General features: G+C 32.1%; 27 protein-coding genes. 7 read left to right on the top strand and 20 right to left on the bottom strand.

Annotated elements, in window-relative coordinates; all coding sequences use genetic code 11:
• Window positions 1-13 precede the first annotated feature (13 nt).
• The 14 genes from CD155_RS03780 to CD155_RS12780 form a co-directional block, all read right to left on the bottom strand.
• Window positions 14-313 carry a plasmid mobilization protein gene (locus tag CD155_RS03780; protein WP_103212562.1) on the bottom strand — a complete coding sequence of 100 codons (300 nt, stop codon included), beginning with the start codon at window positions 311-313 and terminating at the stop codon, window positions 14-16.
• Between the two features lie 14 nt (window positions 314-327).
• Window positions 328-909, bottom strand: coding sequence for a TraC-like domain-containing protein (locus CD155_RS03775; RefSeq protein ID WP_103212561.1), 582 nt, complete (start codon window positions 907-909; stop codon window positions 328-330).
• A 20-nt stretch (window positions 910-929) separates the two neighbouring features.
• Complete coding sequence (locus CD155_RS03770; protein WP_103212560.1) at window positions 930-1,262, bottom strand: DUF5592 family protein; 333 nt, start codon at window positions 1,260-1,262, stop codon at window positions 930-932.
• A 46-nt stretch (window positions 1,263-1,308) separates the two neighbouring features.
• Window positions 1,309-4,368: a pLS20_p028 family conjugation system transmembrane protein gene (locus CD155_RS03765; protein ID WP_103212559.1), complete on the bottom strand. Its 3,060-nt coding sequence runs from the start codon at window positions 4,366-4,368 to the stop codon at window positions 1,309-1,311.
• On the bottom strand, window positions 4,352-6,916 hold the full coding sequence (locus tag CD155_RS03760; RefSeq protein ID WP_103212558.1) for a VirD4-like conjugal transfer protein, CD1115 family: 2,565 nt from the start codon (window positions 6,914-6,916) through the stop codon (window positions 4,352-4,354). The genes CD155_RS03765 and CD155_RS03760 overlap by 17 nt, the downstream gene beginning before the upstream one ends.
• 9 nt (window positions 6,917-6,925) lie before the next feature.
• Window positions 6,926-7,945 (bottom strand): hypothetical protein, encoded by a 1,020-nt coding sequence (locus tag CD155_RS03755; RefSeq protein ID WP_103212557.1) that lies wholly within the window; start codon window positions 7,943-7,945, stop codon window positions 6,926-6,928.
• Window positions 7,946-7,961: 16 nt separating this feature from the next.
• Entirely contained in the window at window positions 7,962-10,055 is a 2,094-nt protein-coding gene (locus tag CD155_RS03750) for a hypothetical protein (protein WP_103212556.1), read from the bottom strand.
• A gap of 123 nt (window positions 10,056-10,178) precedes the next feature.
• Window positions 10,179-10,496, bottom strand: a complete 318-nt coding sequence (locus CD155_RS03745) for a hypothetical protein (RefSeq protein ID WP_103212555.1) — start codon at window positions 10,494-10,496, stop codon at window positions 10,179-10,181.
• Window positions 10,487-10,774, bottom strand: coding sequence for a hypothetical protein (locus tag CD155_RS03740; RefSeq protein WP_256605012.1), 288 nt, complete (start codon window positions 10,772-10,774; stop codon window positions 10,487-10,489). The genes CD155_RS03745 and CD155_RS03740 overlap by 10 nt, the downstream gene beginning before the upstream one ends.
• A gap of 499 nt (window positions 10,775-11,273) precedes the next feature.
• Complete coding sequence (locus CD155_RS03735; RefSeq protein WP_103212553.1) at window positions 11,274-11,780, bottom strand: hypothetical protein; 507 nt, start codon at window positions 11,778-11,780, stop codon at window positions 11,274-11,276.
• Between the two features lie 17 nt (window positions 11,781-11,797).
• Window positions 11,798-12,199 carry an IS200/IS605 family transposase gene (gene tnpA / locus CD155_RS03730; protein ID WP_103212552.1) on the bottom strand — a complete coding sequence of 134 codons (402 nt, stop codon included), beginning with the start codon at window positions 12,197-12,199 and terminating at the stop codon, window positions 11,798-11,800.
• A 94-nt stretch (window positions 12,200-12,293) separates the two neighbouring features.
• The gene (locus tag CD155_RS03725; protein ID WP_103212551.1) at window positions 12,294-12,515 is read right to left on the bottom strand and encodes a hypothetical protein; all 222 of its coding nucleotides are present in this window, start codon (window positions 12,513-12,515) and stop codon (window positions 12,294-12,296) included.
• A gap of 12 nt (window positions 12,516-12,527) precedes the next feature.
• Window positions 12,528-13,532, bottom strand: coding sequence for a replication initiator protein A (locus CD155_RS03720; protein ID WP_103212582.1), 1,005 nt, complete (start codon window positions 13,530-13,532; stop codon window positions 12,528-12,530).
• 633 nt (window positions 13,533-14,165) lie between these two features.
• Complete coding sequence (locus CD155_RS12780; protein WP_115177440.1) at window positions 14,166-14,258, bottom strand: type I toxin-antitoxin system Fst family toxin; 93 nt, start codon at window positions 14,256-14,258, stop codon at window positions 14,166-14,168.
• Between the two features lie 247 nt (window positions 14,259-14,505).
• Between CD155_RS12780 and CD155_RS03715 the strand changes: the two genes are divergently transcribed.
• From CD155_RS03715 to pbp4, 6 genes are all read left to right on the top strand, one after another.
• Entirely contained in the window at window positions 14,506-15,300 is a 795-nt protein-coding gene (locus tag CD155_RS03715; RefSeq protein WP_103212550.1) for a ParA family protein, read from the top strand.
• 12 nt (window positions 15,301-15,312) lie between these two features.
• Window positions 15,313-15,594, top strand: coding sequence for a hypothetical protein (locus CD155_RS03710; protein ID WP_103212549.1), 282 nt, complete (start codon window positions 15,313-15,315; stop codon window positions 15,592-15,594).
• 351 nt (window positions 15,595-15,945) lie between these two features.
• Window positions 15,946-16,113: a hypothetical protein gene (locus CD155_RS12885; protein ID WP_172605792.1), complete on the top strand. Its 168-nt coding sequence runs from the start codon at window positions 15,946-15,948 to the stop codon at window positions 16,111-16,113.
• A gap of 269 nt (window positions 16,114-16,382) precedes the next feature.
• The gene (locus CD155_RS03700) at window positions 16,383-17,129 is read left to right on the top strand and encodes a zinc ribbon domain-containing protein (RefSeq protein ID WP_103212547.1); all 747 of its coding nucleotides are present in this window, start codon (window positions 16,383-16,385) and stop codon (window positions 17,127-17,129) included.
• A 1-nt stretch (window position 17,130) separates the two neighbouring features.
• On the top strand, window positions 17,131-17,436 hold the full coding sequence (locus CD155_RS03695) for a magnetosome magnetite crystal formation protein family (RefSeq protein WP_103212546.1): 306 nt from the start codon (window positions 17,131-17,133) through the stop codon (window positions 17,434-17,436).
• Between the two features lie 81 nt (window positions 17,437-17,517).
• Complete coding sequence (pbp4, locus tag CD155_RS03690) at window positions 17,518-18,747, top strand: penicillin-binding protein PBP4 (RefSeq protein WP_103212545.1); 1,230 nt, start codon at window positions 17,518-17,520, stop codon at window positions 18,745-18,747.
• A gap of 133 nt (window positions 18,748-18,880) precedes the next feature.
• Here the strand turns inward: pbp4 and CD155_RS12775 are convergent, their stop codons facing one another.
• From CD155_RS12775 to CD155_RS03670, 5 genes are all read right to left on the bottom strand, one after another.
• Window positions 18,881-18,982, bottom strand: coding sequence for a type I toxin-antitoxin system Fst family toxin (locus CD155_RS12775; protein WP_115177438.1), 102 nt, complete (start codon window positions 18,980-18,982; stop codon window positions 18,881-18,883).
• Window positions 18,983-19,547: 565 nt separating this feature from the next.
• Window positions 19,548-20,096 carry a recombinase family protein gene (locus tag CD155_RS03685; RefSeq protein WP_103212544.1) on the bottom strand — a complete coding sequence of 183 codons (549 nt, stop codon included), beginning with the start codon at window positions 20,094-20,096 and terminating at the stop codon, window positions 19,548-19,550.
• Window positions 20,097-20,391: 295 nt separating this feature from the next.
• On the bottom strand, window positions 20,392-20,562 hold the full coding sequence (locus CD155_RS03680) for a hypothetical protein (protein ID WP_172605791.1): 171 nt from the start codon (window positions 20,560-20,562) through the stop codon (window positions 20,392-20,394).
• 16 nt (window positions 20,563-20,578) lie between these two features.
• Complete coding sequence (locus tag CD155_RS03675) at window positions 20,579-20,845, bottom strand: Txe/YoeB family addiction module toxin (protein ID WP_002441971.1); 267 nt, start codon at window positions 20,843-20,845, stop codon at window positions 20,579-20,581.
• On the bottom strand, window positions 20,845-21,102 hold the full coding sequence (locus CD155_RS03670) for a type II toxin-antitoxin system Phd/YefM family antitoxin (RefSeq protein WP_103212542.1): 258 nt from the start codon (window positions 21,100-21,102) through the stop codon (window positions 20,845-20,847). The genes CD155_RS03675 and CD155_RS03670 overlap by 1 nt, the downstream gene beginning before the upstream one ends.
• Window positions 21,103-21,266: 164 nt before the next feature.
• Here CD155_RS03670 and CD155_RS03665 point away from each other — a divergent pair, with 164 nt between their 5' ends.
• Window positions 21,267-21,665 carry a YolD-like family protein gene (locus CD155_RS03665; RefSeq protein WP_103212541.1) on the top strand — a complete coding sequence of 133 codons (399 nt, stop codon included), beginning with the start codon at window positions 21,267-21,269 and terminating at the stop codon, window positions 21,663-21,665.
• A 32-nt stretch (window positions 21,666-21,697) separates the two neighbouring features.
• Here the strand turns inward: CD155_RS03665 and CD155_RS03660 are convergent, their stop codons facing one another.
• Window positions 21,698-21,877: a CsbD family protein gene (locus tag CD155_RS03660; protein WP_103212540.1), complete on the bottom strand. Its 180-nt coding sequence runs from the start codon at window positions 21,875-21,877 to the stop codon at window positions 21,698-21,700.
• Window positions 21,878-22,194 lie beyond the last annotated feature (317 nt).

Genomic DNA, 22,194 nt, shown 5'->3' with positions numbered 1-22,194 from the left:
TTTCAATACTTTTTTAGGACTTCGATACGTCACCTTTCATACCATAGATATGTTGTTTGAGTTCTTGATTATTACGTTTGAGTGCTTCAACGTTTGATTTAAGTGCCTCGTTGTCGTTTTTGAGCTGTTCTATGATTTCATCCGAATCATCTTTACATTTAACGACTGTGGGCTTGATTTGATTGCCTAAAGCTGTAGATCTTAAGTAATCTGCAATGCTCATATGTCTTATTGAGGCTAATTGTCTAATTTTCTTATGCTGTGACGCCGTTACACGTACTGCAATGCTCCTATCTTTTCTCCTCTTTTCCATCTTTCCCCCTACCTCTAAATAAATGTATTTTGATTATTAAGTTTAGTAAAAAGCTTTATTTTTTGATCTTTAGTTTGTGCTTCTTCTTCAACCAATCCTATCGATGCTCTTTTAAAGTCCTTTATTTTCGAAACTAAATCTTGAAGGTTATCCCCATAAATAATGTAATAGTATTCTTGATTAAGTTGGGATTCTGATATTAATTTGAAACGCATTTGTTGCTCTCTGGCAAGCAGTCGTTGTTCTTCTGTTGTTGCTTTATTCTTAATATCCATCCAATTATTTTGTAGCTCTGTCGTATTGGTATGATAGGCTAAACCAATTTGTTTAATATCGCCATCATACATACGATACAAGGTTGCTAAAAAAGACATGTGTTTATTATTTTCATTCTGATTTATAAAATCTATGGGTGCTGTCGTACTTCTAAATACTTCGCCATAACGACCATCATCAAAAATACAATACTCTTCTTCAGAGTAACCAATGACCTTAGAAATACTTGCTGTGTTTCTAGAACCATGTCGACCTTTTCGTTTTCTCCTTAATTCTTTACGACGGGATCTTTCAAATTCTTCTTCAGTAATTAAACTCAACTAAATCACCCCTTTCATGATCAATGGTCTCTATCACTTCGATACTTATTGATATCTATACTTTGATATTTATGTGTATCTTCCTTAAATAAAATATGCATAATTACATATATTGTTCTTCGGTCTGGATGAGAAGGTCGTGTTGATGTAAGTAAAACTGCTAAAAATGCATGTAGTATTAAAACGATTATCTGTGGCAGACCAGTTATTTGTAACTGATCTGTCACGATAAAGCCTATGAAAATAATTCCTATAAACCACATAATAGACTGAATACTTAAGATGCCTTTAAAGTTGATCGTAGAATCGACACCTTTTGTCACTGTATATTGATTCGGTCTTTCTTCTGCCATCTCTATCACCACCTCGAGTTCATTTTTTAAAAATAATTTCATGATACTATTTTGATGATTTGGTATTGCTGTCATTTGTTGTTTCAGCTTTGTTCATTGCTTTATCCATAGATGGCGCTTGTTGTGCCATATGGTTTGAGCGTTGTGACTTGTGTGGTACATGCTTTGAATGTGCCTGATTCATTTGTGATGGTCTTTGCATTTGAGGATTTGGCGACGGATGTGTATTCATAGATTTTACTCTTGATTTAGCTTCTGAATATGACAATCTACCCTCTCTACTATGAGTTGCTGATGGACGATGTTGTCTCGGTATTTCTACTTTTTGTCTTTGATTAGACGATGCTTGACCTAAATTAGATGGAACGCGTCTTGACATATCTGTTGCATTCATTTTTCCTGTTGGTCGATTTATTCCCCCATTCGTCGGAGATTGTACTGATCTTCGTTGTCGCGCTTTAGACTTAGCTTCTGAGTATGATAAGCCTTGACGACCTTGTGATTGTGTATTAGATGCATTAGAAGCACTTCTTGGCGATGATGCTTTTGAACCGACGTTTGGACTTTGCTTATCACCTTGCATGTAGTTGTTTCGTGGTGTTGTTACACTTTGACCTTTATTTGGCATTGAACCAGATACACTGCCTTCTTTTGGTGCCGACGTTGGTTGTGTTGTTCTATTAGATGGTGATGAGATATTATCTGCTTTATGTGGCTCTGATGTTTGTTGATTTGCGTTTGCATTCGATTCAGAAATATTGTTGTTGTTAGGATATGAAATACCTTGCGCATTTTCTTGCATATATTCATTATTCATATCGTTAGATACATCTGGTTGTTGTTGATTATTTAATCCATTCATACCTTTAACATTTTCTTTTGTTTCTGAATCAAATTCATTATTTTCTAATGTATTTCCTTCATGTGTGTTTTCTAAGCCGTTTTGTGCATCATTACCATCGTTCACACCTGGTTGATTAGTATTTTCAAGATCTTGTACTTCTTGATTGTCCTCATTAATGCCTGTTTGCTCGTTATTTTCTAAATCATTCACATCTGTACTTTCTTCATTAATGCCTGGTTTTTGATTATTAGATAAACCATTTGTTTCTTTTTCATTTTCATTAATACCTGTTGCTTCAGTTTGATCTTGGTCATTAGCAATACCTTGTTGATCACCTTCATTAACACCTTGTTGCCCGTTCTCTAAATTGCTTGTTTCATCTTCATTTGCCACTTTTTGATCAGCTTGTTGTTCATTTTGATTTTCAACATCCTGAGGTGATGATTCGGCATTAGTTGCATTTTGATCTCCATCAGCGTTTTCACTGATGTTTTTATTTTCTTGAGATGCATCATCGACTTTTTGATCATTATTTGATGTCGATTGACCGCCTTCAAATTGTTCATTTTTATTTTGACCTTGACCCATATCATATTGACTTAAATCTGTGGGTTCTAAGTCACTATTTCCATTGGATACTTTGTTATCACTTTTCAACATGCTGTTACTATTAGACGATTCTGTCTTTTTGCCGCCTGTCATAGAGTTATAAAGAGATTTAGAACCACTTACCCCAGCGCTTGCTGTTTTAGCTGTAGCTCTTCCAAGTCCATATGCACCAAAGGCTGCTGCTTTTCCATCTTGGACACCTGTATCTATACCTAAGACACGTTTAGCTGTATCTGGGCCATCAATACAAGCAATTGATAAAGCAATAAATGCGATAGCTTTAACAGCCATTCCAGCATTTGAATTCATGACAGCTGTAATTAAGATGTTATATATGATAAATAGAACGAATATTAACCAGATTACCGCGTAGTTCAGAACAATATTACTAAATAAGGATTTCATTTTTTGTCCTGTTGTTAAGTCAGTTGCGGCCACAAATGGAGTCAATACTTTTTGGAATGCGATATCAAACATCAGCTTAACAACCTTAAATGCTGAGAAAAGATAAACAATCGCCAAACCACCTAATGATAACCATAAAACTAAGAAATTAGCTTGATAGCGAAGTGGGTATTCGTCAAAGAATTTTAAAATACCTGCTGCTGCTTTAAATGCACCACTATCTTCCGAAGGTGCCATACGACTATATATCAATTTATCTTTATCTTTATCTGTAGACGGTGTCAAATGCCAAGCATCTCTGTCATAGTTAATTTGATAATCAAAGACACCGTTCCGTATGATATCTCGTTTTTGTTTAGCTGTTTTTGTATTGCCATTTGGAACGAACTTGTTAAGACCTAAATTACTAACACCTTCATCCCATTTTTGTTGGATGATATTTTTCTGTAATAAGTCGTTAGGTTTTTTATTCTTTCCCATTTCTTTTTTGGATTCCATTTTTAATATTTCATGATAGCCTATGTTGTCATCATCTTCTCCTTGGTAGAAAGGTTTAACTTTTTCACTATAATCAAAGGAATCAAAAATAGAAGTTGAGTTATTGGGAACATATAAATGATTTAAATCTTTAGGTTTAACTTTTTTCCTAGACGGGAAATCTTTATTTGCGTAATCAGCTAGATCCACGACATTCATTTTTATCACTCGTGAGGGTAAGTCCATATTTTTATTGTGATCCTTATCTTCTTTTGAATAGGACATTTTTTCTGTAATTTGATCTTGACCTTTTACAAATTCATTGGTCATATCACTTAATGTGTGAAATAAGTATGGAATCATTGTGATAAAACAAATGGCTAAAATTAGATTGACAAACACATTACTGATTTGAATACGTTTCCCTGTCATCATCATGAGACCTATGGCTGCCACTGTTATTAACATAATAGACAACGCAATAGGCATTAGTTGATGGCTCAGATGAGTAACCTCTTTATTGTCCAGTAATCCACCTAATGTGAAAATGTTTTTCAACGTATTCAGCATCATCTGTGTAATCCAATAAAATAACCATGTAATCAGCCAGCCTAGAATTTTAAATAAATTCCCTAACCAGGAAGCCTGAAATAAATCAAGATTATTAGATAAAATTTGATAAATTGATTCTTGAGTTTTACTATCAATATTTTCTAACTTTTTATCCGCATCAGTATCATTTAACATGAGGTAATTAACCCATTGATTCATCCTTGCTACCTCCTTCCTGGTTATAATTAATCCAGTCATCAAAAAGTTGTTTTACTTGTTTCGCGTGTTCATTCTTGTCTTCAACTCTATGATCATTTTCTAAATAAAATTTTGCCTTTGCTATTTTTTCTCCAATTATCAAATTTGCTTCGTCGTTAGAAAGATTCATTCTCTCCCTCAAAATTGTTTTAAATTTGTAGAGTTGATCTTTATCTAGCAAATCACTTAAATAATTATCTCGTTCATATGCCTCTCTTTGTTCTTTTTCAGTAATGTCATTGAGTATCTTCTTATTCCAATCAATAATATTGTCCTTAAGACTCAAATGCTTATGTTGAGAAGCTGTAACCAATTGAGGCGTCGCATTGGGATCGAATCGATTACCTAAAAATTGATAACGATAAGGCATGCTTGTCTTGCCTGTATTATAAATAGGATGTGGTCTTACCTTTTTCTGACTTCCTTTTTCCATCTTTGTTCTAGAAGTTGAACGAACAACCACTGTATCCCCTTTATTCATCTGTAATAATTCAGTTTCAGTAATGAGAGGTTGCTTTTCAGCTGATCGTGACCGAGATATTGTTGCTTGTCCATCATTGCTCGTTTGTTGTTTTGTAGTCACCGTATGGTAGCCACATCGCTCTGATATCGTTTTTGCTGTATACTGATCAAGTGATAGAATGTACGTTACGTTTTGACAGTTACCCTCGATAATCTTTGCTGTATTTTCCCCATAAACATTTTGTAATTGTTGTAATGACTGTACAAAGAGATTAAAAATAATGTTTCTTCCTAAACATACCGTCACGTTATTATCCATATCATTAATAGCTGGCAGATTCCCAAACTCTTCAAGTCTAAATATGACTCGTCTTTGTGTTTTAGAATTAGTTACTTCTTTAGACGAAGCTGTTTCTGCAAGTAACGTATATAATTGAGAAATAAAGTAACTTGCAATAATATGGTTAGATGTATCATAATCGGGTATCACTAAGAAAATAGCTACAGGTTTTTTTGAATAATGAATTCCTACACTGTGTGGTTGTTCGCCTTCTTCTAAAAGTGAAACTGTATAACTATTATCAGAATCTTCAACGTCCATCATGTGTAAAATAGATTGACTATATACTTCATCATGTTTGTATATTTCTAGATTAAGACTATAACCAGTTTTAATTTCTTCATCAAAGAAGATTTGAACATTCCCTAAGTTATCAAGTTCAATATCTTTTCTTTTAGTAGAATTGCCTTCTGTATCAGTAAAATAATAACTGCCTTTAAGATATTTCATCGATGTATCGTACTGCACATCAATAATTCGATTAAAACCAACTTTACGCATATCCAATTCATTATGCGAAGTCATTTTACCTAATTCTTCTTGAGTAAATATATTTAACTTTTCCGCAGCGACACTAAAGATACTAGAACGTGTATTACCTTTCGCAAAATTACTTTGTGCATATGCATTTTTAGCCATGTGTCCTTGTGGTAAATTTTCAAAGTAGCTATCTAGAGCATTTTTTTCAACGACCTCTTCTTTATCATCATCAAGAAATACTTTTTCGTGAATAGTCTTACCGCCTAATTCTGTTAGCATATTTGCAACGTTATACATCGTTACTTTTTCTGGTTGATTTTCTGAGTAACACTTATCAAGTAATGCAAGAATAATGGCTTTAACTAAATTTGCCCCACTGTTATTCCAAAATGGATCCCTAGCATTTGGATCATGAAACATCATTGTTGTTAATGTATTGGTATATTTTTCAGCTCTAGAAATATTCCCTTTATCATAAAATTCTTTAATAATTTCTAGAGGATTATAACTCATTCCATCATCAGGACTACTTAAATCAAGTTTATGAACCTCATATCCTCTCTCTATTAAAGTATCAGCACTGCCACTATAGAGTTCTCCCTTAGAATCTCCAATAACCAGTGATGGCTGAAATTCAGCTCTAGAATCTATGTCTATTGCTGGAAAAACAACCATTTCTGTTTTACCTGATCGAGACGTTCCAACGACTAATTGATTGTGCGTTTCTGTATCAATTAAATATTTATTATCAAAATGAGTTATTGGAAATCCTGGATCTCCTTTATAAAATTCTTCTTGTTGGTATATTATTTTGTATTCTTTTTTTAATTCTTTTAAATCTACAAATTTAGAATCACCATATTGACCATAATCTAATTTACGGTATTTTCTATAGACTAAATATAATTTTTGTCCAATAAAGAAAAATAATATTAAGACAATTAACCCAGGTAACCAAAGTATCGAAAAGTTAGGAATAAAAGCATTTTTTACATTTTTAAGTGCCTCTGGAAAATACTGTGCTTTTTCAAAGATATTTCCTTTTTTAACAAAAAAACTACTGTAAAAGACATTGGTAATATAATTTGCGACTAGTAACATCAATAAAGCGATGATGCCACAAATAATTGAAAAATAGATCTTATCTCCAAAGACTTTTTCAGCGATGTCTAAAGGCTCTTTTTGAGATTTATTCACTTCTTTATGAATCTTCACTTGATTTTCCATTGATTTCACCTAATTTCTTTTAGCACGTGTGAAATGATTAGTTTTGTAGTCAAAATCTCGAATAACTTGATAGAAATGGTTGTATATGAAATATTCTAGAGATTGCTCATCCATTTCGTTTAATGCACTTTTTACTTTTGATTTAAATGATTCTTTTAAAATTTCATTAATCTCGAATTGGTTGAATGAATTTTCCATCGTTCTTTCAAGACCATTCACATGTCTATCTTTAAAGAGATATAGCAAAACACCTTTAAAAATACTCTCTCTTGTTTTTTGAGGTAGTACTTCACCTGTGTTCTTATCATGAATAGTCATTTGCTCTGCTAACATTTCTCCGACAGATTCGATTTTGTTTCTGTTTTTATAATTATCTAATTCAGAAATTAATTTAAGAATTTCTTGAATCGATAAGGGCTCAAAATCCTCATCATCTTCTTGCTGATTCTGATTACCATCATCAGAGATTACTTCAGTTTCTTTTTCTTCAGGTAACTCTTCTTCTGGAGAACGCTTAATTAATTCTTCAGTATTTACTTCATTCATTTCTTCAGATTTATTGTCTTCTTCAGTACTTTCCTCATTCATCTCTTCAGAGCTATTTTGTTCTTCGATTAAATATTCGTATTCATTTTCATCTTTTTCTATATCGTTTTCAGACTTATCATGCTCATCACTATTATTTTTTTCAGTAGGATGTGTTTCTGTAACCATGTGCTTTTCTATAACTTCATCATCAAAGGTGTGATTGGTAGATTTTACCTGGAAAGGTTCATAAACTCTTAGATCTCCAATATTTTCGATAAGATACATCTTGTGATTGATTTCTTTTGCTATATCTTGTTCAACAAAAACCTCAATATTGGGATTCGTTTGGATCTTTTGTAAAATAGATTTAATTACATCAATATGTTGCATGATCATGTACGTTGATTGTTGATCGTCACTAAAATAAAGTGTTCCTCGATCTTTTAAATACATAGAATGAGTTGCATCTTTGATGCTTAATTGAATCAAGTTAAGTATCATGTTTAAAATCCTTTCTCTATGATTTTATGAATTCGTATGCTTCGTCACTCATTTCCATACTTGATGGAATCATGTTCAGAAAGTGGAAAAAGTGGTCTGCAAATAATCCTCCAACAAATACCCCGATAAAAATTACAGCCATTACCAAAAATAATATAATTGAACTGACTAGAGATTTTTCTTTATTTTTAGGTGTTGTTCCTTTTTGTTCAGTCGTTTTATTCAGAGGTTGCTTGGGACTATTGGTCATGTACGTTGCCATTAACGCTTGTTGCATATTGTTATTTTTTTCTTTAGAATGTACAAGTTCTTGTTCTCGAATACTTGTTTGTTTTTCAGAATCTTTAATACGTCTTTCTTCTTGAGCTAAGCGTTCTTTTTCATTTTTCTCTTTTTCTAACTCTAGTTGTAATTGAGATTCTCTATTTTTTTCTTTTAAAGAAGCTTCCTCTTGCGCCTTATGCTTGATATCAAGCTCGACTTGTTTTTGTTCAGCAATAATGGCCTCATGCGCTTTAATACGTTCTTCTTTTTCTAGTTGTTCATTCTTGAGTTGTTGAGATTTAAGCTCATCATCTTTATTTTTTTGTACTTCTTGTTTCCAAATCTCTCGTTTTTTCATCAAGTTCTGATACGTTTCATCATCGAATTGAAACATCTTATCATCGATATCGATCATCATCTTTTTGTAATCATCGTTCAACATATCTTGAATTTTTAAATCATATGCTCGATGTTCTTCTTCAACAATTTCATTAATTCTTTGTTCACTTTCATCGATCATATGCATTTGTTCACTTTGAATACGTGTTAGACGTTCTTGATCTTTTTCTTCAAGGAACGATGATTTCGCTTTTTCTTGTTTTTCTTTTTCTTCTGTTAGCGCTTGATCCTGTTGTTCTCTGAAGTTTTCTAGCTCCTTTGATTGTTTCTGTGTGAACTGGTTTAATGACTTTTTTTGATCATCTTCGTATGATTGGATTTGTTGATCAATGTCACTTTGAACCCTTTGTGTTATCTGACTTGTGCGGTTTTCATAATCTTCTTCAGACATTGCATTTGTTTCTTTAACCTTTTCAATATAAGAGCGCTTATCATTTACATAAGAAATAAATTGATATTCCAACTTATGTCCTAATTCTTCATAAAGCGCTGCTTTATATGATTCTTTATTTAATAAACGGTCATAAATGTATTCATTCTGTTTTTGTTCAAACGGATCATCTGAATATTTCAAAGTGACCTCTTTTTCGGTATATTTAGGAATATTAATAGGTATAATAGGGTTTTTAGGAGGTTGTTCTTGAACACGATCAGATCTACTCTCATTTGTTTTATGTAATTTATCTTGTGGGTTTTCGTCTTTTGTTAAAGGTGCTTCTTGCTGAGATGACTGTTGGTTTTCAGAAGAATTTTCGTTTTTGCTTTTTTCGTCCCAAAGTTCATTGATACTCTCGTCCGATACTTCTTCGTCTTCTTTATCTTCTTCAGCTGTTTCTTTATTTTGAGTGATTTTTTCAGCAGCACGGTCTTTATTTTTATCCTCTTCACTCGAACTTGTATCTTCTTCATCATCAAATGCATCTTTGACGCTTGTTACTTGTTCTTCCTTACCTTGGGTATTATTGGAATTATCTTTAAACAAAACATTCTTCCATTTTTTGAAAAACGGCTCTTTCCCTTTGCCTATTGCTTTTTCATCTAAATCTTTCGATACTTTCCCCTCATAGCTTTCGTCAAAATCTTCTAAAAATTTTTTCTTCTCACTATCGAAATTATTTGGGTTTCCCATATCATAACGTTGCACTTCAATTTCTTCTTCGAGTAGCGTTCTTAGCGTCGTAGTTTCTTCAGGTAGAGAAGCATTAATTTTTAATCTCTCGTCCTTTTTCATATCAAAACGGATCGCCTTTGTTTTACTATCCAAGATAATAAGCTTTACTTCAAAATTTATATTTTTACCCTTCTTTTTCTTATTATCATGAGCAAGTGCTAATATTTTACGAACGAAGGTATCGATTTCTTCAAGAGAATATTCTTTTTGATATTTAATTTTAATAAAGTCTAATTCATTTTTGTTTGTAATATCTAGAATTTTTCCTGTCAGCAAGTTTTGTCACCTCGTTATATTTCATTTACGAATGATATTCTTTCATGTTATAGTTTTTGTACTGTATTCTGAATTGTCTGTCCCTGCACGCGTGCAGGGACTTTTTTTAAAAGTTTTTCGTTCCTAGAATTTAGCATTATCTGAAACCCAATTAACTATGGCATCTGCCCCAAGTACAACAACGACACCGATGAGTGAACTTACCCACCAAACTTTAGCTGCGAACTTCCCTTGTTCTCCACCAAATACATAGTATAGTCCTCCAATTGCTACACCGATGAACGCACCAGGAACTGCAATGACTTTTAATCCTCTTAATATTTTTCTGAACATACGTCCTAAATTCGTCCATATATCATGCATTTGAAGATATTGAACAAGCTGTTCATACACACCGTCTAAATGCAAATAGTTGAATAAAGCAATGTGCATTAATTCCATCTAATTCCACCTCCCTTCTCTTTATCACTTGTTTGTGAAGTATCTTTTTCTTGATTTTGCTTAGGTTCTTGTTTTTCTTTTTGAGGCTTTACCGATTCTTTCAAAAGCTCTATGTATGCTTCGTTAAGCACATCTAATTCCCATTGATCGAAGTAAGGTCTTACCTTATCAATAACTTGCATTCGTTTGTCTTGAACAACTTTTTCACTCCATTCCTTGAAGTTCATACCTCTATTTTCAATGTCTTTTTTAATTTCATTTTTTTTGAAATGATGCATCACTATACCACCTTTTAAATTTTAATTTAAAAACATCGCATATAAGTCCCAATAACAATAAAAGGCTTATCACATATTAATATGCTATTTAATTAGGCGTTTGTTCTTTGAGCTGTGTGTTGTTGTGTTTCAATACTTTTTATTATTAGTTTACCAATGACTTTGTCTTTCAATAAAAAGAAGGTCACGCTCCTTTAGCGCAACCTTACACTTTCTCAAACATTGACAATCATATTGATTATGGTTTATAAATATTTGAGAAGGTGAAAAGTGCTTTGTTAGTAAAACGTAGGAGCACTAATGCGAACAGCTTACACACAACTGCTGTTACGCACACCTTCTTTTTTTATGTAGTTTACCAGTAAGTGTTAATAATGTAATTAAGGCGTATTTACAGTTAAATCATCTCATTATCACACTTACGTTTATAACATACTAAAAAGAGGGAACTATTACAACCTGTTTTGGAAAATTTTGTTATTCGATTGGATAACAAAGGTCACTCTTCTTCAGTTAGATTCACATCCATTGTGGTTTCTGTTTTATCAGGATGCTTATATGATTTTTTATCCAATTCAATATCATTTCCAGATACACTTACATCTTTCTCCAACAATTTTATATCTTTCTTTTTATTCTTTTTAATTTCATAAACCACACAATTTACATTGTTTTTTAAGTCTGTTGACTTATCGTCATAAAAATGAAATTCATCTTTATAACCATCTGGTAAGCCATCAGATTTTCTTTTTAGCACTAAAAAATCTTTCCCATTATCGTGTTTGATTTCGTAGTCAAATGGTGTTGATTCCTTCACTAGATCGTTGGGCGCACCATCAGTCCATGATAGTTTAGCTTGATCTTTCCCATCAAAAGAAATGCTGTAACTAGTATCTTCGATTTTATATTTTTTATCAGCAAGTGGATCCGATTGACCACCTTGGCAAGCACCTAAAAGAAGTGTACACCCCAGTAGCGTTGCCGCAAGACCTTGTTTTTTGTTCAATAGCTTCACACACCTTTTTACTTAAGATTTTTTAACCAATGTTTTTGATCGTTATTTTGCTCTAACTGGCCAAGCGTTTTCAAAAAATAACCCTGATTCCAAAAAGAAGTATTTGATAATTCTGATACCACAAGATCGGGATAGTATTTTTTGATAGTGAACGATGATGTGGATTTAAAAACCATGATGAAGTCTAAAACAGACGATTTAGCTTTATCGATAGTGAAGCTCATTTCTAAATAGCTGTCATACCATTCCCATGTTATGAGTTTGATTCCAAAAGACTTTGAAACTTTGTTGAAATGTTGCTTCAACACCGAAGCGTGTTTCTCTGTCAGACAAGGTGTTTTGCCATTCGTCGCAATCACTAAATAATAGCTCAGTTCTGACATCGACTGCGTTCGCTTGTTATAAAACATATATATCACCCTACACACTTATTTTAACATATGTATTTTTATATTTTAACAAGAGTTTCTGAAATTTACATAAACTTAACATACCGATTTACTTTTATATAATATCTGTGTAGACAATAGCCCCTTTAGGTATTACTGTTTGTATTGTATCAAGTTCTCCAGATTTGTATTTGACTTTACGTTCTACAAGAATCTCATAGCGTCGTACTTCTTTAATCGTGGCTACAATACGTTTATCACCTACAAGGTAGAAACTCACTTTCTTGTCTAAGTAATCCATGAACAATGTATCATTGAAAATCTTATTTTTAGACATTCTTCCACCTCCTTACAAGTTAAATATATTATCTTTTGGCATATGTTGTCGACGCATATGCCAAGCATGTAATTCTTCAAATTCAGACTTCACACAACGCATTAAATAACTTTGCATAGATTCTACAGTTTCATCTTTTTTCTTAAGCATGAATCTGAAACGTTTCAAAACATTAATTAGTTCTTGTTCAATATCTTCGAGCGAGTAAGGATGTGATATTTCATGGGCACGTTCATCATGAAATGAGCGTTTAGCTTTTAACAAGACACTTTTTATTATACGTACCTCAGGTAACGTGTAGTTGGTGATATATTGTGCTAAATGTTCAGGGAATTCTTGTAATTCATATTGTATTTCTTCTTGTTCAGATACAATATCAAATGTTTGAGATTTATGATTTGAATGATTCGAATGTGAACCCCAATCAGATGTACTCTTAATATTATTAGTATCATTCATATCATTCATATCACTAATATCAGTATCACTAATATCAGTATCACTAATATCAGTATCACTAGTGTTTGTTTCACAAACTTTTGGAAGTTTGTTTTGTAAACTTCCAAAAGTTTGTATATCGGAACTCTGGAAGTTTGATTCGTAAACTTCCTTATTATTAGAGCTTTTTTCGCCACTTTCTTCTTTTTGAATCTGACAAATATCTTGTTTTGTTACTTCTGGTTTAAGTAGATAGAGTTTATTTGGTTTATTTAAACCTACTCTTTTTTGTTTTAATAAATGAGCGTTTTCCAATTCTTTTTTTATTTTTACAACTTTATTTTTTCCTAAATTTAGTATAGACATTAAATTTTCATTTGTATAAATTAAATATATGTTATCTTCATCATCTACCCAATTATTTTTTATGGACAACTCTAATCGATCACGTAATATTGAATAAGCCACTTTGGCTTCTAAAGATATTTTTGTGAACTTTTTATTTGTAAAAAAAACTTTGGGCAGTTGGTAGAAACGTTCTTGATATTTTTCAGTCTTTTTGAAGTATTTAGTTGGTATAGGCATAAAAATAGCCCCTTTCTATAATTTTAATATTTTAAGAAAGAAGCTTTGTAATCTTAGTGTATTACATTTGCAATTGTATCGCGCTTGCTAAAATCATTTTTAACAGTTATAATACAATTACAAATAAAAAATTACATGAAGCTTAAATCTAAATCTGCTTATTTTGCTTCTTTCTAAAAGACAACTGTTACCGCAGTTGTCTTTTTAATTTTATATATTTACTTTAGCATAAACTAGGGATAACGCAACTAATAGTTCGTGATGTACTTGTAACAGTATTAATATGTTGCCGATGTTTTAAATATACCATAATTTCACAATAGCGTCTACTTTAAAGACGCTTTGATATTGATAGGTTTACTTATGACATGAATGATGTTTTGTATAGATGCATTTCATCTATAATATAGACGCACATATGAAGCATTATATTCGTTTAAGTGTTTGAGAACTTTGTTTTTTGACTTTCTCATATTCATATTCTACTCCAAAATAATATAACCAATACTTTTTACAGATGCTATTAACTGTAGTATAATGAGCTCAACAAATATTGAACTCATGTATCACCAAACCCCAACCTACTGGCATAGGTTGGGGTTTTTTTAATGGTGAGGCTATGTCGTCTTAATTATTGCGATTGTTTAGCCAAAACGAAAAAATTGCAACAATGCATCCTGAAATAATAGGAGCGATTACGCTAACAAATATTAAACCCATGATATCACCTACTACCGTCGAATCTATCGCCGGAAGTAAGACGACTTAAACAGTATAACAAAGTCAGACTTTTGACTGGAAATACATAATTAATCATACCGTCTATATAGTAGACGCTATAAGGCTACCCCCTTTCGTCTATAAGTCAGACGACTTAAATAAAATGTTGAATAGACTCAATAATATAAGTGTGATACTATAATAATGTCGTCTATATAGTAGACGTTGAAGAAAGGGGGTTTTACGAATGGAGATATATTCATTTGTATCAACAAAAGGTGGCGTTGGAAAGACATCCATAGCATATAATTTCGCTACTTTTTTAGCAGAAAGAAATAAAACCGTTTTAATTATAGATCAAGATCATCAATGTAGTATTTCACAATTGTTTGACTGTGATACACAAAATAATACTGTAAAAGGTATATATACTGAAGATCCAGTAGACATAAATAATGTTAGACAGAATATAGATTTAATCACAGGAGATTATTACTTAGATAAAACTGAAGATTGGGTAATTAGCCAACCCAACACAGATACTAGACTTTTGACTTGGGTAACAATGAACCTAACAGAAAATTTAAACCTCTCTCAGTATGATTATATTATTATAGATACACATCCAGATTTTAGAACTGCAACACGCAATGCAGTAGCTGTTAGTGATAAAATAATCAGTCCAGATGTTCCAGGAGCTAATAATGAAGAGACTAAAGGCAATACAATAGAGCGTTATCATCAATGTATAAAAGAAATCAAGGATCCTATATCTATGGAATCTTACGTAACTGCAAAACTATATTTAGTTGGTAATAGAATAAAACATAATACCGAAAGTTCCAGAAGATTCGTTCGAGAGTTAAAAGAATTTGATAATTATTTAACTTATTTTAGAGAGAAAGAATTATTTATTAATGCTACAGTAAAAAGAACTTCAGTTGATAAATTAATGGAATTAAAGGAAAATCAACGAAAAGAGCATATTGAATTTTATGATCACTATAAAGAATGTTTTGAAAAATTTTTAGATGCAGAATAGAGGTGTAATGAAATGAATAAGTTTGATAAATTTGCTAATGTGCAACAACAGCTTAATAAATCTAAAAGTACTGAAAAAGAGAACGAGAGAAAAAGAACTTCAAAGTATTATCAAGATAGAACTACTGTTGCTATAAGGAAAGGGACTCGAGCTTTACTTAATGACATAGCATATGAAAATAGAACAAGCTTATATGACATGTTAGATATAGTGATAGAAAATTATGCTAAAAATCATCATGAAGACAGATACAAGAAATATTTGAATAAAGAACTGAAAGGTCAAGAAAGCTAATTCTGAATAGCTTTCTAATATAGCGTCTACAAAATAGACGAATAATTGCGTCTAAAATGTAGACGAATTAAATATTATATGTTATATTGAAAATGTAACAGAAATAAACATCTTACATTTTACTGTAGCGTCTACAAAATAGACGAAATAGGTGGAGATATAATTAAAAACATAAATTATATATCATTGATAGATTTAATGACAGGATTAACGAGTGAAGAATATGAAATATTGAAAAATATGTCTTTAGAAGAAGTCGAAAAATATATATTAATCATTATCAACAACAGGATGATGAACAAATAGAAATTTGTTATTTCTAAGATTTTAGTTAATCAAGGAGGTTTTTTGATGAGCGAGTATATTCAATGGTTTGTCGAAGATCTATTAAGAGAAAAGTATGATGACTCTAGTTCTTTAGGAGTTTGGATTGCTGAAAGAAATGAAAGAAAAAAATCATTTAATATTAAGTGGGACTACACATTAGAAAAACAAATGACGATTTATGATGTTATATAGTCGCAAATAACTCTAATAATAAAAAGGATGTGGATAATTATGTTTGCATATGTTGTTGGACGTATTATTGGTGAAGTGCTATCTCTTCTTTTTAGAATTACTATTGTGATACTTTGTTTACTGATTAGATGTACTGTGTTTATTGTCAGAAAAGTGAGTCAAAGATTGGAAGATGCGATTATATATTGCATTGAAAACATAAGCAAAGAAGTAAAGTCAAGACGTCAAGATGGGAGTATTAATACTGATATACACGGGGTGAAAAAGGAATGATTAAAGAGCATATTCGTAAAATCGTATACGTACTTAAAGAGAGCAGCGAGGAAGAATTGCGAGAAATCGGTCTCTCACAACCAGAGATTTCTCGAATCAAAGAAGACTATCATAATAGTTTAGATATCAATATGTCCCCCGCTACTATGCTTTCATTGTATCATAAATTTTTTGAAAAGCATGCGATTATAGTTGGAATAGATATCGGAACGTATCATTTTTTGAACGCGTCTGATCTAAACATGGATACTGTATATACAGATGATTCAAATGACGTCTACAAACTCATAAATAAGTATGAAAGGCGTTTAAGTCAACCGAACATAGATAATGAAGAAGCTGAAATTAAATTTGAGCGGTCTGTACGCAAACACGTTAGAAAGATTGCTAAAGATCTAAAAAAATTGTATCCTTCACCGTGTATCTTTGTTGTAGGTCAAGGAAATGGCGTTAATCGGACAGATACGTTATATGGAAAAATCTTTACTTACACACATAGAGCGCTTTTGAAAAGCATCGGCTTATACGATGATTTGATTTTCATTGACGAAGGTTACACTTCGTTGAAGTGTCCTGAATGTATGTTCATCCATAAAAGAAATAGAAAACAAAGTAATCGATTTAAGTGTGGTTCTTGTGGTTATCAAAATGACAATGATGATATTGTCGCGGCATGTAATATAGCCCATAAATGGGTTGATGAATTCATGCCTCGTGAAATTACTTTAGGAAAGGATGAGTAATATGTCTAAGAGTTCAGAAAAGGTGTTAGCGTCTATTTGTTATTTCAGTACTTTTTTTGCGCCCATTCTATTACCACTTATTGTTTGGATCGTGGCGCATGATCTTGTATCAAAGCATGCTAGAAGAGCATTAGTCTATCATATATCACCATGGTTACTCATTGTTACGTCTGCAGTATTCTTTAGCCTAAGTCAACAAGAATCACATACGACATTTCATTTCATCATTGCGATTGTTACAGGATTAGCAAGTGTGTACTTCTATATTTATAATCTATACTTTGGTGTGAAAGTCTTAATAAATTAATGTAATATGAAGATAGGTGCTTAGAAGTTTCAATCTAAGCACCTATCTTTCGGCTAATAATAAAAAGTGAGGTTAATATAAATGAAGAAATTAGCTTATACATTGAGTGTATTGGTGACAACATTCCTTTTATCAAGCCCCTTAGCTCATGCGGTTGATGAACAATCGTCACCTATCGATAATGTAAATAAAAATGGATTGAATTTGAGTGAACAATATAACCCTAAAGGTATGATTGTAACGAATAGTAACGGACAAATACTATATGACTATCACGCAAAAGTATCAGGTGATCCAGCATCCATGACGAAGTTGATGACATTATACTTAACTTTTGATGCTTTAGAAAAACATCAAATTGAAAAGGATCAAAAGATCAAAATGACCGATGGCGATGAAAAAGTATCAAATCTACCGAACCTATCGACATTCAAACTTAAAAAGGGTCAAACATATACAGTGGATGAAATCATTCAACAAATGACATTGGCATCCAGTAATCCAGCAACTTTGATTTTAGGACGGACGATTGATGGTGATACATCTCAATTTACAGATCACATGAATGAGAAGGCCAAACGTTTAGGCATGACACATACACATTTTACAAACCCGTCGGGTGCACCGAATGAATTATTAAAATCATATGCACCAACAAAGTATCAAGATGAATCGAAAACGACAACAACATCAGAAGATATGAGCTTACTTGTACATCATCTTTTGAAAACACACCCAGACGTGCTCAAGTACACAAAACTGACACAGGGCAAACAATATAATCAAAGTTTTGAAACAACAAACTTATCATTAAAAGGAGAGCCTGAAGAATATAAAGGAACAGACGGATTAAAAACAGGAACAAGTGATGAAGGTTATAGTTTGGCACTGACCAATAAGCAAGATCATTTAAGACTCAATGCGACATTACTAGATGTAAATCCCTTCCCTAGTGAAGCGACCAAGCATGTAAGAAATCAAATAGCGAACCATATGATTGATGATTTAAGAAAAGAGTATGTGTATAAAAAAGTCGCAGATAAAGGTGTACATAAAATAGATGGTAAAAAAGTAGAACTCAAAGAAGCATTGTATGATACGGTACCTAAAGACAAGCGTAAATGGAAACTTAAGCTAAACGATAATCAACAAGTCTATGTGTCTTACCCACGCCAATTCATAAAAGGATGCCATGTACCAAAAGTTGATGCCACAATGGTTGGACGAAGCAAAAAAATAATAACAGTAGGTTGTTTTGTTATATTAGCGGTTGGCGGGTTCCTAGGATTAGTAAAGTACAAAGGCGCGTAACCACCTAAGTATCTTTTTGCATTCTTCTTCTAGCTAATGTTATAATCTAGTTAACAAAGTTATTAAGCATAATACACCAATCCCCTCACTACTACCGATAGTGAGGGGATTTTTTAGGTGTGGCTAGAGTCGCCTATTTTTTCTTATCATTACGATTGCGTAGCCAATGCGCAAATAATGCGACAATACAACCACTCGCTGCTGTGGTCATGATGTAAACAAAGTTATCGAGCATAATTACATCCGCTCTCTACGTCTGAATTGACGCCTGAGAGATAGGCGACCTCAATAGTATAACAGAATCTTATTTTTGAATGCATGTCCGATCATAGGTAATAGCGTCTTTATTGTAGACGAAATCATGAGAATTTCTTCTATATATTATATAGAGGTTGAACGTCTATATTACAGACGTTATTACAATTGCCTAAAGTAACTCTAAAACTTTTTCTCTAAAAAAGATATGATATAATAACGCTTGAGCAAGTTGGAACGATGGTGGCTAATCTCATGAAAATGGGGTGATGCCTATGATTTTGGTTTCTACTCCAAGAAAGGAATAGCATGACTGATTATGAAATGTTAATGGTTGTACTGACAATCATTGGCTTAGTATTAATGAGTAATAATAACCAAAAAAAATAGACCATCTCCACTTTGGCAAGTAGATGGTCTATTTAACATTTTATCGAAAGCCACCGTCTTTTTAACGGGCTCACAGGGCACGAGTGTTAGTAGCACTTGTGCCTTTTTTCATCTTAAATATACATCAATTTGTACGATTTGTAAAATTTATACCATTATTTTTTGATCACACGATATACAGTTGACCTACTAACGCCCGTTGCTTTGGCTATTTCTTCTCCAGTCATTTTTTGTTCATCGTATAGAAACTGAATTTCTCTTTTTTTATGGTCAGGCATAGAAGGACGCCCTCCGACACGCCCTCTCGATCTTGCAGATGCAAGTCCTTTTTTAGTACGCTCGCTTAAAAGATTGGCTTCAAGTTCAGCAAAAGCACTCATCATGGTAAAAAACATTTTTCCCATTGCATCCTTAGTATTGATATTCATATCAATAATCTGTAATTCGATGTTATTGTTTTCTAACCATTGAGCCAATTCTATTAACTGTTTTGTTGTACGACCTAAACGATCAAGTTTATAAACAACTAATGTATCTCCTTTACGTAAATATTCTAGACATTTGTCTAACTCTGATCTCTTCGTTTTTCGACCACTCACTTTTTCTTTAAATATTTTTGAACAGCCAAAGTTTTTTAAAGTATCGATTTGGCTATCTAAACTTTGATCTTGTGTTGAAACACGAGCGTAACCAATTTTAGCCATTTGTACACCACGCTTTATTAAATTTTGTTATTCGTTTCACTATTACTGTATCACATCTCATGAAGTAAAAGTAAAATAAGACTTTGTTAATAATACAAGATATGATACTTGTAAGTAAAAAAATAGAAGTTGTCTTAAAATGCTTTATTTTTATGAATTTATGTGAGATAAAATCGATGAAACAAAGATTCATTATTACTTAGCTACCTATCTGTTTCAAAAACGTTCGTTTTTCACATAATGTTGATTTATTAAAGAATCAAACTTTTTCTAATTATTATAGTTATTCTCCCCGTTACTTATATAGTCGTCGAAAAAGCTCTCTAATTTCTTTTTTTGTTTTTTGAGATGTATTTGGATCTTTATATTTTTCAACAAGCGCTTTTGTTAGGTTTTTCGTATTTTCTTGATGCAATCCTGATTTATCTTTCAATAAATTTTCAATGAGTTCATCATTAATTTTCATTAACGAGTCCTCCTTTTCATTCATAATGAGACCAAGCTGCTAATATTAATACTTCTTTATTTTCCTCATCAATTGTATAGACAACTCTATGTTGATGATTGATACGTCTTGAGTATCGTCCTAAATGTTTAGGGTGCAATTTTTCAAAGGATTGACTTTGTTGATATGGATCATATTTTAGTATTTCTACGATTTTCAAAAATTGTTCTTGTAAGTGAGAACGTTTTATCTTCTTTAAATCTGTTTTCGCTGAATTCTTTATGTTGATTTTATATTTAGCCATTAAAGTCTAGCCCAATCAATATCATCTATGTTTGTATAACCACTGTTGTCATGCTCACGTTCTCTAACTTTGTCCATTGTGCCTGTAGCCTCAAGATATATCGTTTCATTAATGCTACGCCAATCTTCCATGCCTATAATAACAGCATTACTCTCATCATATTTGCCTTTAATATATACTGGTTCATGGTCATTATTCACACGTTTTAATAACTGATAAAAATCTTTACGAGCTTCTGTTGGTGTTTTACTTTTCATTCAAGGCCCCCCTTTATTTATTATATATATATTATACCGTACGCTATTAACGTACGTCAAAAGATTAAGTAAAACACATTCAAAATTTTGAAAGCCATTTTATATGAAGGAGAGGGTTTACATATACGAACGTATGTTCTATTATATGATTGAGGTGTTTGTATATGATTCCTAAACAATATAAGGATGAAACGGATTATCGTAAGATTCCTAGAGAGTATTTAGATTCTAATATTCCTAAAGGCAGAGGGTTTGTTAAGTGGCTAGCTTTTAAGACGATTCCTGAGCAATATCAACAAATAGAACAATATATGGAAGATCAAAATAAAACAGAACGTCCTACGCTTTTAGACGATCAACTTAATGTTTTAAATGAAAAAGTAAACTGGAAAAAACACTTTAAAGAAAAAGCAGTTGTGACTTATTGGAAGCAGGGTTATTATTACCAGCATGAGGCTTACATTAAAACGGTAGATACACTCAATCAAATTATTATTATTAGTAACGAAGATGGGAACGAAACCATGAAAATACCCATGAAAAATATAAAAGATATTGAATAAGAAAAGCCACTCTATATGAGTGGCTTAAGATTTTACTTTTTAAACTTGTCAACAACATCAGATGCTTTATCTTTAACGTTATCAACGACTTCTTTGGTTTTACCAGATGCTTTATCTTTTTTACCTTCTTTTTTTAAGTCTTCATTATTAGCTGCATTACCAACTGTTTCTTTAATGTTACCTTTAGCTTGTTCAAATTTATCTTCAGCCATGTATAAGCCTCCTTAAATTTAGAAATATCTTGATTGAAATTGCCCAATGAGAAAACACTGACTACTTTTTCAACCTAATACATATAATAATTTAATTCAAGTAAAGAAGTTTAATTACTACTTTAATGGCAAGGTGCTAATGAATTTTCATTATTAGCACCTTGTGTATTTTCTAAATGAAAATACGAATGAAAATGAAGGGAAGTGAGGAATCACTTCCCTATTTATTTGGAATTTTATTATTTATTTTTTGTGTTGCACGCTCACCCGCATCATCAAAGATGATGCTATTAACAAGTCTATTCGATCTGACAAGG

The sequence above is a fragment of the Staphylococcus caprae genome, from assembly GCF_002902725.1.
GTDB classification, from domain to species: Bacteria; Bacillota; Bacilli; order Staphylococcales; family Staphylococcaceae; genus Staphylococcus; species Staphylococcus caprae.
This window is presented reverse-complemented; position numbering and strand designations above follow the sequence as displayed.